General features: G+C 71.5%; 12 protein-coding genes. 3 read left to right on the forward strand and 9 right to left on the reverse strand.

Annotation, left to right across the window (positions count from 1 at the left end; all coding sequences use genetic code 11):
- Window positions 1–67 precede the first annotated feature (67 nt).
- Window positions 68–1,078, reverse strand: coding sequence for a cupin-like domain-containing protein (locus ABLE43_RS00860; protein ID WP_348976573.1), 1,011 nt, complete (start codon window positions 1,076–1,078; stop codon window positions 68–70).
- 91 nt (window positions 1,079–1,169) lie between these two features.
- Between ABLE43_RS00860 and ABLE43_RS00865 the strand changes: the two genes are divergently transcribed.
- Entirely contained in the window at window positions 1,170–2,165 is a 996-nt protein-coding gene (locus ABLE43_RS00865) for a ligase-associated DNA damage response exonuclease (RefSeq protein WP_348976802.1), read from the forward strand.
- A gap of 114 nt (window positions 2,166–2,279) precedes the next feature.
- Here the strand turns inward: ABLE43_RS00865 and ABLE43_RS00870 are convergent, their stop codons facing one another.
- From ABLE43_RS00870 to ABLE43_RS00890, 5 genes are all read right to left on the reverse strand, one after another.
- The gene (locus ABLE43_RS00870; protein ID WP_348976574.1) at window positions 2,280–2,993 is read right to left on the reverse strand and encodes a hypothetical protein; all 714 of its coding nucleotides are present in this window, start codon (window positions 2,991–2,993) and stop codon (window positions 2,280–2,282) included.
- Window positions 2,994–3,108: 115 nt separating this feature from the next.
- Window positions 3,109–3,708: a methionine biosynthesis protein MetW gene (gene metW, locus ABLE43_RS00875; RefSeq protein ID WP_348976575.1), complete on the reverse strand. Its 600-nt coding sequence runs from the start codon at window positions 3,706–3,708 to the stop codon at window positions 3,109–3,111.
- Window positions 3,705–4,139 (reverse strand): GNAT family N-acetyltransferase, encoded by a 435-nt coding sequence (locus ABLE43_RS00880; protein WP_348976576.1) that lies wholly within the window; start codon window positions 4,137–4,139, stop codon window positions 3,705–3,707. Before ABLE43_RS00880 ends, metW begins: the two co-directional genes overlap by 4 nt.
- The gene (gene metX, locus ABLE43_RS00885) at window positions 4,136–5,263 is read right to left on the reverse strand and encodes a homoserine O-acetyltransferase MetX (protein ID WP_348976577.1); all 1,128 of its coding nucleotides are present in this window, start codon (window positions 5,261–5,263) and stop codon (window positions 4,136–4,138) included. Before metX ends, ABLE43_RS00880 begins: the two co-directional genes overlap by 4 nt.
- A 32-nt stretch (window positions 5,264–5,295) precedes the next feature.
- Window positions 5,296–6,867, reverse strand: coding sequence for a flavin monoamine oxidase family protein (locus ABLE43_RS00890; protein WP_348976578.1), 1,572 nt, complete (start codon window positions 6,865–6,867; stop codon window positions 5,296–5,298).
- Window positions 6,868–6,987: 120 nt separating this feature from the next.
- Between ABLE43_RS00890 and hisC the strand changes: the two genes are divergently transcribed.
- Both hisC and ABLE43_RS00900 read left to right on the forward strand, forming a co-directional pair.
- Window positions 6,988–8,082: a histidinol-phosphate transaminase gene (hisC, locus tag ABLE43_RS00895; protein ID WP_348976579.1), complete on the forward strand. Its 1,095-nt coding sequence runs from the start codon at window positions 6,988–6,990 to the stop codon at window positions 8,080–8,082.
- Window positions 8,082–8,990: a prephenate/arogenate dehydrogenase family protein gene (locus ABLE43_RS00900; RefSeq protein ID WP_348976580.1), complete on the forward strand. Its 909-nt coding sequence runs from the start codon at window positions 8,082–8,084 to the stop codon at window positions 8,988–8,990. The genes hisC and ABLE43_RS00900 overlap by 1 nt, the downstream gene beginning before the upstream one ends.
- A gap of 116 nt (window positions 8,991–9,106) precedes the next feature.
- Here ABLE43_RS00900 and ABLE43_RS00905 read toward each other — a convergent pair whose 3' ends face one another.
- From ABLE43_RS00905 to ABLE43_RS00915, 3 genes are read right to left on the reverse strand one after another with little or no spacing between them, the layout of a single operon-like run.
- Window positions 9,107–9,490: a YdbL family probable chaperone protein gene (locus tag ABLE43_RS00905; protein WP_348976581.1), complete on the reverse strand. Its 384-nt coding sequence runs from the start codon at window positions 9,488–9,490 to the stop codon at window positions 9,107–9,109.
- Between the two features lie 2 nt (window positions 9,491–9,492).
- Window positions 9,493–9,666 (reverse strand): YnbE family lipoprotein, encoded by a 174-nt coding sequence (locus tag ABLE43_RS00910; protein ID WP_348976582.1) that lies wholly within the window; start codon window positions 9,664–9,666, stop codon window positions 9,493–9,495.
- 17 nt (window positions 9,667–9,683) lie between these two features.
- Window positions 9,684–12,848 (reverse strand): intermembrane phospholipid transport YdbH family protein, encoded by a 3,165-nt coding sequence (locus ABLE43_RS00915; RefSeq protein WP_348976583.1) that lies wholly within the window; start codon window positions 12,846–12,848, stop codon window positions 9,684–9,686.
- Window positions 12,849–12,912: the final 64 nt, after the last annotated feature.

Genomic DNA, 12,912 nt, shown 5'->3' on the forward strand with positions numbered 1-12,912 from the left:
ACCATGCGATGCGCGTTCGGCACGTCCCTCGACTTCGCCCGGGACGAACGGGAGGGGGCGGGAAGCGCTATCCCAGCGCGCGGCGCAGATAGGCGCGCATCGCCTGTTCGCGCCCGGGCGAGGGCGGTCCCGCCACCCCTTGCGCATGCGGCGGCAGATGGTCGGCGCTGTGCGCGGCATCCGCGCGGAACACATATTGCTCGAACCACACCGCCCAAGCCGCGCGCTCGGGCGCGGGCAGGTCGCGGATCGAAAGCATCGCATGGAGCAGCGCGGCGAAGGGCGAACCGGCGGGCGGCTGGTTGTACCAGTAGTTGACGAGGATGTTGACCGGATCGAGCGCCTCGACCGCATGCCACCACAAGGTCGGCACGAAGATCGCGTCGCCCGGTTCGAGCACGACGCTCATCGCCTGGTCCATCGCGGCGGCGAAGCGGGGGAAGCGGGCGAGGTCGGGTGCGGCGAGGTCGACCATGCTCACCGGCTGCCCGGCGATCGTGACGTCCAAGGGACCGACATAGAGGTCGGGCGTGGCGGCAGGCGGGAACAGGGTGAAGCGCCGCCGCCCCATCGCGACCACCGCGACATTGTCCGACACGTCGTAATGTGCCGCGACCCGCGTCCGGTTGCCGACCCAGATGCGCGGCGGCACGTCCGGGTGGGCGAGCGGCATCGGATGCGCCTCGGCAAAGCCTGGCAGGTGCTGCGCGGTCGGGGCCGATCCGGCGTAGAGGCCGGGCGGGGCGGCGTCGTCCGCGCGCGCGATCAGTTCGGCCATCAGCGTGGAAAGCGGCGCGCGTTCGACCTTGAAGTTGAAGCCGCGCATCGCGTCGTCATAGAAGAACCGCCCGCCGATCTCGGGTGGTCCCCGCATCACATGGGTCGGATCGCCCCGGTCGTAGCGCGCGAGGCAGTCGGCCGCCGCCCGTGCGCCGTTCGCCCCGGCCTGCACCAGCGGCCAGTCGGCGACGAGGCCGCGCAGGACGACGGGTTGATAGGCGCTGCCGTGCGTCGCGGCGAAGTCCGCCGCATCGCTTGCCGGTACCGTCGGTACCGTCCGCTCCGGGATCCAGGTCATGGCCACGCTATCGCCGCTCGGGCAAGGGTATGGCAAGCGGGATCGGGCGGCATGCCTTGGCAGCGCGCCGCGTACCTCCCATGTCCTTTCCATGAGCCTTGCCCGCTGGATCGCGCCGCAGCCCGGCGGCATCTACCTGCCCGCGATCGATGCGTGGATCGATCCGTCGCAACCGGTTGCGCGCGCGCTGGTGACGCATGGCCATGCCGATCACGCGCGCGGCGGGCACGGGCAGGTCTGGGCTACCCCCGAGACGCTGGCGATCATGGCGGCGCGCTACGGGCCGCAGAACGGCGTGCCCGTGGCCTATGGCGAGAGCGTGACGCTGGGGCCGGTCGAGGTCGGCTTCGTGCCCGCGGGCCATGTGCTGGGGTCGGCGCAGATCGTGCTCGACCATGCGGACGAGCGGGTGGTGGTGTCGGGCGACTACAAGCGGCGGGCGGACCCGACCTGCGCGCCGTTCGTGCCGGTGCCCTGCGACGTGTTCGTGACCGAGGCGACCTTCGGCCTGCCGGTGTTCCGCCATCCCGATACGCCGGGCGAGATGGCCAAGCTGCTCCACGCGCTGGCGACCGAGCCGGAGCGCTGCGTGCTGGTCGGCGCCTATGCGCTGGGCAAGGCGCAGCGGGTGATCGCCGAGGTGCGCGCGCTGGGGCATGACGCGCCGATCTATCTCCACGGCGCGTTGCAGCGGCTGTGCGACCTGTACCGCGAATGGGGCGTCGAGCTGGGCGATCTGCGGCCCGTCGCGGGGGCGGGCAAGGCGGAGATGCAGGGGCGGATCGTGATGGCCCCGCCCTCGGCGCTGGGCGATCGCTGGTCACGGCGGCTGCCCGATCCGATCACCGCGATGGCCAGCGGCTGGATGCGGGTGCGCCAGCGTGCGCGACAGCGCGGCGTCGAGCTGCCGCTGATCCTGTCCGACCATGCCGACTGGGACGAACTGACCACCACGCTGCTGGAGATCGCGCCCAAGGAGGTGTGGGTGACGCATGGCCGCGAGGACGCGCTGGTCCATTGGTGCATGACCCGCCAGATCAAGGCGCGCGCGCTCGACCTCGTGGGGTTCGAGGACGAGGATGACTGAAGCGTCGGGCAGGCCGGGATCTCCACCGTTCGTGTCGAGCACAGTCGAGACACCGTGTGCAGCGCTCGCGGTACGTCCCCCGACTTCGCTCGGGACGAACGGGGGGCATGGCCCCTACCGCGCCGCCACGCGGTAGCTGCCGCCGGTCACGTCGCTCGACGCGATCAGGATCTGCGGATCGACCGCCAGCTTCGGCGGCTGGCCCGCCTGCCACGCCGCCAGATCGGTGCGATAGGCGTCATAGGCGCGATAGAAATCGACGAACGGCTGGTCGAGCGAGGCGAGCCCGGCATTGGCGAAGCCGTCGAGGCCGCCCGGCGGCAGGTCCGCCACCTGCGCCAGCATCGGCATCGCGGTCGCGCAGAACTGCGCGCGCACCGGCGGCTGGGCGAAATAGTTGTAGACCCGCGTCATCGCATCGTCGAACCGGTCCTGCCAGTCGCCGCCGCCGCGGCGGTATTCCGCCTCCAGCGCGTGGTGCGCGGCGGCGAGGCGGGCGGCATGGACCTTGATGAGGCGGTTGTACTGCGCGACCCCGTTCGGATCGGCGACATCGCATTGCAGCGCGGCGACGTTCAGCGCCGAGCGCAGGTGCCACAGCGTCGCATCGGTCGACAGCGCGCGATTGGGGGTCGCATAGCCGCCGTCCGGCATCGCGGCGGGAATGGTCAGGTTGGCGGCGGCCCCCTGCGGCGGCTTGGGCATGGGGCGTGCCACCACCGGCGGCGGGCCGGGCTGGGGCACGGCGGCTACCTCGGGCAGCTTCCTGGAACACCCGCCGAGCAGCGCGACGCCACCCAGGAACAGCAGAGTCAGACGTGTACGCATCGAACCGATTCCCGACTTACCCCGGTGGGCAAGCACTATCCGCATCAATGCCTTAGGGTTGGTTAACGGCTGGAGTTCGATCCATTTGCGTGGAAGCGGTACCGGCCATCAGACCCTATCGCTTCAGCAGGAACACCGCATGTTCGGCGCGGAAGTTCGCCGCCGCCGCGGTGGTCCGCTTGCCGCCCGACAGGAACCAGGCGTCGACCACCGTGATCCCGCGCTTGGCGACGAAGGCGCGGAAATCGTCGATCGTCACATGGTGGATGTTCGGCGTCTCATACCATTCCATCGGCAGCAGCTTCGTCACCGGCATCCGCCCGCCCCAGAGCAGCGACGCGCGCACCCGCCAGTGCGCGAAATTGGGGAAGGACACGAACGCCTGCGCGCCGATCCGCAGCAGATGGTCGAGCACGACATGCGGGCGCATCGCGGTCTGCAGCGTCTGGCTGAGGATCGCGTAATCGAAGCTGGCGTCGGGATAGTCGGCAAGGTCGCGGTCGGCATCGCCCTGCATCACCGACAGCCCGCGCGCCATCGCGTCGGCGACGTTGCGCGGGTCGATCTCCAGCCCCCGCGCATCGACGCCGCGTTCGTCGCGCAGTGCGGCCATCAACTGCCCGTCGCCGCAGCCGACGTCGAGCACGCGGGCACCCGGCGCGACATGCGCGGCGATGATCGCGAGGTCGGGGCGCAGCGCCGCAATCGTCGTCATGGCATCGCCTTCAGCATCGCCGCCGCTTCCGCCGACAGCCGTTCCATATAGCGCTCGGGCCGCAGCAACGGATGAAAGCCGAGCGGTGCATAGACCCCATGGGCATCGGCGGTGACGAGGCCGATGCGGCGGATGCCCGCGAGGTCGGGATGATCGACCAGCCACCGCACCATCGCCCGCCCGATCCCCTGTCCGCGCGCAGCGTCGTCGACGAACACGTCGGCGATCCACGCGAAGGTCGCCCGGTCGGTGATCGCCCGCGCGAACCCCACCTGCACCCCGTCGCGGTACGCACCGATCGGCTGCGACCCGGCGATGGCGCGCGCCACCAGATCGCGTGCGATGCCCGGCGACCAGTAGCTGGCGGCGAGCCATGCATGGATACGATCGATGTCGAGCCGGTCGCGATCGTCGGACAGCGCGATCGTCATGCCCCCGTCCCCAGAAAGCCCGCCATCACCCGGTCGAGATCGGGGGATTCGAGCAGGAACGCATCATGGCCGAACGGCGAGGACAGCTCGACGAAGCTGGCCGGTGCCCCGGCTGCGTTGAGCGCGTGCACGATGTTGCGCGATTCGCTGGTGGGATAGAGCCAGTCGGTATCGTAGCTGACGATGCAGAACCGCGCCTTCGTCGCGCGGAAGGCGTTGGCCAGCACCCCGCCATGTTCCTCCGCCAGATCGAAATAGTCGAGCGCACGGGTGATGTAGAGATAGGAATTGGCGTCGAACCGGTCGGTGAAGGCGAGGCCCTGATGCCGCAGGTAGCTCTCCACCTGAAAATCCGCGTCGAAGCCGAAGGTCTTGGTGCCTGCCTGCCCGTCGGGCCGCGCCTGGAGCTTGCGCCCGAACTTGGCGGTCAGGCCCGCTTCGGAGAGATAGGTGATGTGCGCCGCCATCCGCGCGACCGACAGTCCGGCCGAGGGCGGCGCGCCGTCGGCGTAATAGTCGCCGCCGCGCCAGTTGGGATCGGCCATGATCGCCTGTCGCCCCACTTCGTGGAACGCGATGTTCTGCGCCGAATGCCGCGCGGTGGAGGCGATCACCACCACTGCTTCCACCCGGTCGGGCAGGGTCGCGGCCCATGACAGCGCCTGCATGCCGCCCATCGATCCGCCGACCACCGCACGCAGCCGGGGGATGGCGAGATGGTCGAGCAGCATGCCTTGCGCCCGCACCATGTCGCGGATCGTCAGCACCGGGAAGCGCATGGCATAGGGGGTGCCGGTCGCCGGATCGATGCTCGCCGGGCCGCTCGATCCCATGCAACTGCCCAGCACGTTCGAGCAGATCACGAATTGCCTGTTCAGGTCGATCGGCTTGCCCGGCCCCACCATGCGCGACCACCAGCCGGGCTTGCCGGTGCGCGGATGCGCGGATGCGACATGCTGGTCGCCGGTCAGCGCGTGGCAGATCAGCACCGCATTGTCGCGCGCCGCATTGAGCGTGCCATAGGTTTCATAGGCGATGTCGATCCGGTCCAGCACCGCCCCGCCGTCGAGCGCGAGCGGGCTGGACAAAGTGACGCGCCGGTCGGGACCGAAACGGGAATCCATGGCCGCCCCGCTAGACCCCACGGGCACCCGGTTCAAGCCGCGTCGGGCGCGATCCGCCGCCCGAGCAGCGATGCCGCCGCCAGCCGCCCGGTCTGCGCCGCGCCGTTCATATATCCGGGATAGGCATCGGACAGATGCTCGCCCGCGAACACGATCCGGCCCGCGCGCGCCACCTGCGTCGCGCGGCCGTCCGCCTCTTCCAGCCACAGCAGCGAGGCGAAGTCGGTCAGCATCCCCGGCGGATAGTTTACATAGGCCCCGCCGATCAGCGGATCGCCGCCCCAGTCGCTGCGGTCGAAGCCGAAATCCTGCGCCCGCGCCGTACTGAGCGGCGGCAGCGCGGGGGCGAACAGCGCGTCGAGCGTCGGCGGGGCGGGCAGCCAGCGGTCGGACGCGAACTGCCCGGCCTGCGCGCCGCCGAAGAACCAGTTCCACACCGGCCGCTCCGCCCCGCCGCGCACCGTCGCGTCCCACCCCTGCGCAGCAGGTGCGTGGCGATCGGCGGACCACAGCTCGCCGCCTTCACCGATCGCGCCGCGCCACGGCGTCGCCGCCATCGCCCATTGCAGCTTCTCGTTGCGGCCCAGCTCCATGACGTCGAGGAACCGCCGCCAGCGCCGGGGCAGCGGAGCGGTGATCTCGATCCGCCGGGCGATGCGCGCCGGGACCGCCAGCACCACATGGTCGCACGCGACGCGCGACAGGTCGCGGAACACCACCCCCGCGCCGCGCCGGTCGGCCTCGATCCGGATCGCCTCGCGGCCTGTCACGATCCGGTCGGCATGGGCGGCGGCAAGCGCATCGATCAGCGTCGCGCTGCCGCCCGAAAGGACATAGCGTTCGTCGCTGCCGCCGAGCACCTCGACCCGCTCGCCGTCCACCACCGGCAGGTTGAACAGCAGGCCGATCGCCGAGACCTGCGCGGGCTCGACGCCATATTCGGTGCGCGCGGTCTGTTCGAGCAGGTGACGGACCCATGGGGCGGGGATCAGCGCGGCATGGGCATCGAGATACGCCGCCATCGACAGCCGGTCGAGCGCGCGGGCGGTGGCGGTGAAATCCGCCGCCAGCCGCTGCGCATCGAGGTCGATCCGCCGGGCGATCGGGCGCAGCGCCGCCGCCAGCCGCGCATCGGCGAGCGCCGCGCCGTCGCTGACCACCACGGTGCGATGCGGCGCGGCCTTGCGATCGACCAGCGCGATGCCGAAGCGGCGGGCGAGCGCGTGCATGTCGGCATGGTCGGTGTTGACCAGCTGCCCGCCGCGCTCGAACGCGGTGCCGTCCTCGCGCCGGATCGTATGCACCCGCCCGCCGAGCCGTCCGCCCGCCTCGTACAGCCGCGCATCGATCCCGGCGCGGCGCAGGTGGTGCAGCGCGCTCAGCCCGGCAAGGCCGCCGCCGATGATCGCGACCCGCCCGGCCGCCTGCGGCAGCGCGGGCAGCGGCCCCGCCGCCCCGGCCAGTCCGGTCGCCGCCAGCCCTTTCAGCAGCGTGCGGCGCGTGGCCGCGCGGCTGCCGGGCACCGGGGGATGCGCGCCGTCGTCGAGCAGGTTGGCACGCCGTGCCCCCTGCATCGCCCGCCAGAACCCGTCGCCCGCCCGCATCGTCGCCCCTGTGCCGCCCCCATGCACGAAGTTTCCCCATAGCAGGCGATGGTTGATGCGCCATAGCCAAGCGGGGGCAAGCCTTGCGTTCGCCGGACGATTGGCGCAGGTGGCGGCGCCATGAGCGCACCCGTTCCCAAGCCGTGGATCCTCGGCATCGCCCCCTATGTCCCCGGCCGGTCGAAGACCGACGACGGGCGGCAGGTGGCCAAGCTGTCGTCGAACGAGAATCCGCTGGGCACCTCGCCCCATGCCCGCGCCGCCTTCGCGACCGCCGATCGCAGCCTCGAGCGGTACCCGGACGCCGCCGCCGTCGACCTGCGGCAGGCGATCGCCGATGCGCACGGCCTCGATCCGGCGCGGGTGATCTATGGCACCGGGTCGGACGAGGTGCTGCATCTTGCCGCCGGGGCCTATGCCGGGCCGGGCGACGAGGTGATCTTCGTGCGCTACGGCTTTTCGGTCTATGAGATCGCGGCGCGGCGGGTGGGGGCGACGCCGGTGGTGGCACCCGACCGGGATCATGCGACCGATGTCAATGCGATCCTCGCCTGCGTCACCGATCGCACGCGGGTGGTGTTCGTCGCCAATCCGAACAATCCGACCGGCACCTTCGCCCCGCGCGAGGAGATCGCGCGATTGCACGCGGGGCTGCGCGGCGACATCCTGCTGGTGCTCGATCAGGCCTATGCCGAATATCTCGACGCGGCGGACGACGACCATGGTCTCGACCTCGCCCGGAGCCAGCCCAACGTGCTGGTGACGCGGACCTTCTCCAAGATCCACGGCCTTGCCGCCGAGCGGATCGGCTGGGGCTATGGCCCGGCGGAGGCGATCGATGCGATGCACCGCATCCGCGCGCCGTTCAACGTCACTACCGCGGGACAGCAGGCGGCGATCGCCGCGATCCGCGACACGGGCTTCGTCGCGGCCAGCCGCGCCCACAATCTTCAGTGGCGGACGTGGTTCGAGGGCGAGATCGCCGCGCTCGGCAATGCGGGACTGCGCGCGGTGCCGTCGAGGGCCAATTTCGTGCTGGTGCTGTTCGAGGGGCCGGTATCGGCAGGCGACGCCTATCAGGCGCTGATGGAGCGGGGCTTCATCGTCCGCTGGCTGCCGGGGCAGGGGCTGGCCAACGGCCTGCGCATCTCGATCGGGACCGAGGCAGAGGTGCGCGGGGTCGCCGCCGCGCTGCGCGAGATCGTGGGCGGCTGATGCTTCCCTTCGCGCGCGTCACGATCATCGGGCTGGGGCTGATCGGATCGTCGATCGCCCGTGCGGTGCGCGCCGACATGCCCGGCGTCCGGCTGACCGGGCATGACGCTGACCCGGCGGCGCGCGAGGCGGTGCGCGCACTCGGCATCGTCGACGACGTGACCGATACGGCGGGCGCGGCGGTGATCGATGCCGATCTCGTGATCCTGTGCGTGCCGGTCGGCGCGATCGGCGCGGTCGCCGCCGAGATCGCAGCGGACCTGCCGCCGGGCGTCGTCGTCAGCGACGTGGGGTCGAGCAAGGCGGGCATCGCCGCCGCGCTGGCGCAGGCGCTGCCGGGCGTCGCGATCGTCCCCGCGCATCCGGTGGCGGGCACCGAGCGCAGCGGGCCGGAGGCGGGGTTCGCCACGCTGTTCAAGGGCCGCTGGTGCATCCTGACCCCCGCCGCCGACGCCGATCCGCTGGCCGTCGAGCGGGTCGCCGAATTCTGGCGGCGGATCGGCGCGGAGATCGAGGTGATGGAGGCGGGGCACCATGACCTGGTGCTGGCGATCACCAGCCACCTGCCGCACCTGATCGCCTATACCATCGTCGGCACCGCCAGCGATCTGGAGGCGGTGACGCAGAGCGAGGTCATCAAATATTCCGCGGGGGGCTTCCGCGATTTCACCCGCATCGCCGCGTCCGACCCGACGATGTGGCGCGACGTGTTCCTCGCCAACAAGGATGCGGTGCTGGCGATGCTCCAGCGCTTCTCGGAGGATCTGTCGGCGCTGCAACGCGCGATCCGCTGGGACAAGGGCGACGAACTATTCGAGCTGTTCAGCCGCACCCGCGCGATCCGCCGCTCGATCGTGGAACAGGGACAGGACGACGCGCGCGAGGATTTCGGGCGGCGGCACGGATAGGGCGCGACCTTCGGCCTACACCGTTCGTGCCGAGCGAAGTCGGGGGACGTGCCGCAGGCGTTGCGCCGGGTGTCTCGACTGCGCGCGACACGAACGGGTAGGCCAAGGCCCGCCCGTCACACGCAGCGCGGATCGCGCTCCGGTGGGCCGTTCCCGCGCGTCGCCCATTCGCCGCCCGGCGTCTTGTACTTCTCGCCCGGCTTGGTCTGCTGGATCAGGTTGCAGCCCGAGACGAAGGCGAACTGCTCGACGGTCGCGCCCGACTGTGCGCCGCGGGTATAGGCGGCCTTGCGCTGGATGTTGATGTTGGCGACCAGCGCGCGGATGTCCGCCGAGGCGTTGCCTACGACGCCCAGATAGCCGTCGGGCTGCTCGCCCACCTGCCCCGCGGCGCGCGCCGCCTGGTACGCAGGGTCGCGCTGCGCCCATGCGGTGCCCGCAATGCCGCCGATCGCCACCAGCGCCGCTGCGGCAAGGCCGTACTTCACGAAAACATGCATGGTCAGAAAATCCCCGGCTGGCTCTGGATCAGCGATTTCGCTTCGCCGTCCAGACGATACACCACTTCCTGCGTGATGTTGATGTTGAGATTGATGACGATCGGCTTGTCGGGGGCGGACACGTTGACGCATCCCCCCGCCGCCAGCAGCGCGGCACCGATTGCCACAGATCGCATCGTCCTCACCGTCTCGCTCATGGCACAGTCTCGCTTTCGGATGGCTGAATGGTGGTGTCGAGCGCGGCAGGCGGCAAGCCCGCCTCGCGGCGGCGCTGTTCGGCCTGGAGTGCGGGCAAGTTGCGTTCGATCAGCCGCTTGGGGTCGTAATAATTCTGCACCGAATCGATCAGCTGGCGGAAGGGCGCCTTGATCCGCACGTTGAACACGAACGGCAGTCGCGCGAGGCGGCGGATCAGGAAGTTGCTGTAGGTGCCCTCGCCCTGGCTGACGCCCGAGAAGCGGATCGCCGTCACCATCTCGCCCGCGATCGGCCCGTCCATCTCGACGGTGAGACCGCGATAGTTCATCGATTTCAGCGCCTGGAACGCGAGATTGCCCCAGAAGCCGACATCCTTCCGGGTCACTTCGCCGACATAGGACAGGTTGCCCGGCCCGCGCGATTGCAGCCGCCCGCCCTCGATCCGCCCGCCGTTCGCATCGAAGATCATCGGCAGCACCCCGTCGAACACGCCCGAGGCATTGATGTTGTCGAACTGGAACTGTTGCAGGAACAGCCCGGCATCGACGCCGGTCACGCGGAAGGTCAGCCGCCGCTCCCGGTCCTCGGCGAAGTCGAGGATGGTGGGTTCCAGCACCATCTCGCCGCCGCCCATCGGCCAGCGTCCGCCCGCGATCTGCACCCGCTGCCCCTCGATCAGGCGATAGCGGACGACGCCGTCGGTGACGGCGATGCCGGGATTGACCTCGGCGATGGTCGCGACCTGACCGGGCGCGCTGACGAGGCCCAAGAGGTCGGTGAAGCGGATCTCGCCCGACAGGCCGGTGACGGGGCCGAAGGCGGCGGCGAGATCGGTGCCTGCGGTGCGGAAGGTGCCGGTGCTGGTGACACCCGCCGGGCTCCACGCGATGTCGCCGCGACCCGCGATGCTGCCCTTCACATCGGCGATGACGCCGAAGGTCAGCCGGGTCAGCTCGTTCGGCTGGAACTTCTCGTCGAAGGCGATGCCGGGTACGTCCAGCACCGCATTGCCGCGTCCGGTCGCGAGGTCGTGGACGATCGTCACGTCGGTGACCTTCACCCCCTTGGCCGGATGCTTCAGCGTGCCCCCGGCGCGGATCGCATTGCCCGCCAGCGTCAGCGTGAAGTCGTCGCTGCCGAGCGGCTCGAACCGCGGCGCGGCATCGGCATCGCGCACGCCGACCGCGCCGTTCAGCGTCAGCACGCCGCCCGCCAGCCGCCAGTCGCCCGCCGCCTCGCGAATCAGCAAGGGCACGTTGCCGATCTGCCCCTCGCCCCCGGCGAAGCGGCCTGCGACGGCACCGTTCGCGACCCGCCCGGTGAGCGTCGCGACATCGAGGACGCTCACCCGGTCGGGACTGCCCAGCCGGGTGCGCACCGTGCCCAGCGAGAAGCCGAGATCGGCGAGGCCGAAGCGCGCCGATGCGGCGGCGAGGGTGACGGGGGAGCCGCCGAGCGTGCCGCGCAAGGCGAGCGGTCCGCTCGCGATGCCGCCGCCGATCCGCCCGTTCGCAAGGGCGAACATGCCGCCGTCGCTCGCGCACAGCCGCAGCCGCGTCGGGTCCAGCGTCAGCGCCGACACGCGCAGCCGGTCGAACGTGACGGGCACGCAGCCGGTGTTCACGACCAGCCGCCCCGCACCGTCCCAGCGCGCGTCGACCGGCAGCGTCAGGCCGTCGACCCGCCCGCCGCTGAACGGGCCGGACAGGGTCGCGCGCGTCTCGATCCGGGTGGTGCCGCCGCCGCCGGTGCGGAAGGTGACGGGGGTCAGCGCCAGCCGGGCTTCGCCCGCCGCATAGGGCTGCACGATCGCGGTGCCGGTGAGGGGTGCGCCCGGTCCGGCATGCGCCAGCGTGACCCGCGCGGCGGGCAGGCCGCCGCCGACGAGCGCCAGCGTGCCGTTCAGCGTGACCCCCTTGCCCGACACCCAGCGTACCGGGCCGTCGCGCAGGCTCGCCCGTACCCCGCTGGCGCTGGTGAAGGCGAGGCGTTCGACCTCGGCGGCGAGCGGGCGGGCGGCGAGATCGGCGGTCACGTCGAACCGGCCCGCCGCGCGGACGGCGGCAAGCGTGGCGGCACGCGCGAGCGGGGCGAGCGGCGATCCGCCAGCGCCGTCGGCGGCGCGGGCGATGGCGGCGCGGGTCGCACCCGGCAGCGCGGCGCCGGCGGCGGATACCCGCCCCTCGAACGCGGGCACGCCGCCCAGCGCATAGCGTCCGGCGACGGCGAGCCGCGCGCCGGTCAGGTCGGGGACCGCAAAGGCGCCGGAGCGCAGGTCGATCGTACCGCGCGTGCCCTTCGCGCTGCCGTCGAAGCCGATCGTCCCGGCGAGCGAGGCGACACGGGTCTTTGGTGCCGAGATTGCGCCGGTGGCGACTCCCGCCCGCCCGCGCCAGCGATCGAACGCCTCCGACAGCAGCAGGTCGAGATCGAGCACCGGTGCGGCGACCGCCACGTCGCCGCAGCCGACCGCCGCCGCGCGGACCGGGCCGGTCACTTGCGGGCGACCGGCGGCGATCCGCACCGCGAGCAGCGTCGCCAGCCGGTCGATACGGCAGCCGTTCAGCGCGAGTCGCTCCGACACCGCCGCCAGCCGCCCGGTGAAGCCGTCGCTGAGCCGCCCCTTGCCCGTGACCTTCGCGCCGACCACACCGTACGGCGTGGTGAGGCGGATGCGCCCGTCGTTCACCGCAACGTCGAAATCGGGCAGTGCGAACGGCTTGCCCGAGGGCGGGGGCAGCAGCCGGTCGATCTGCCCGAACGAAACCGTGCCGTCGCCGCGCAGCGTCGCGCGCAGCCGGGCGTGGCCGACACGCGCGCCGGTGACGGACGCGCCGGACAGGCCGACCCGGGTGTCGACCTCGATCCAGTCGGCGATCAGGTCGGGGGCCTTCGGATCGCCGAGCACGACATCGACCAGCCGTTGCCGCCCGAAGCCGATCTCCGCAACGCGGTAGCGCGCGGCGACCCCGCGCCGTTCGAGTTCGCGGCGGACCACCTGGTCCGCGATCGGCTTGCGCTGCGTCCACAGCAGCGCGGCGAGCGCGAGGACGATCAGGCAGACGACCAGCAGCACCCGCGCGAACCGGCGGCGGATGCGGCGCGGGGGGCGCGCTGCGGTGTCGCTCGTCTCCGGGTCGCCAGCGCTCAGACCACGCACTCCACTGCCTTGCCCCGTTCGTCGCCGCTGCGCCTGCCCGGGTCAAGCGCGGCAGACCCCGGGC

This window comes from Sphingomonas silueang (assembly GCF_040049155.1).
Classification (GTDB): Bacteria; Pseudomonadota; Alphaproteobacteria; order Sphingomonadales; family Sphingomonadaceae; genus Sphingomonas; species Sphingomonas silueang.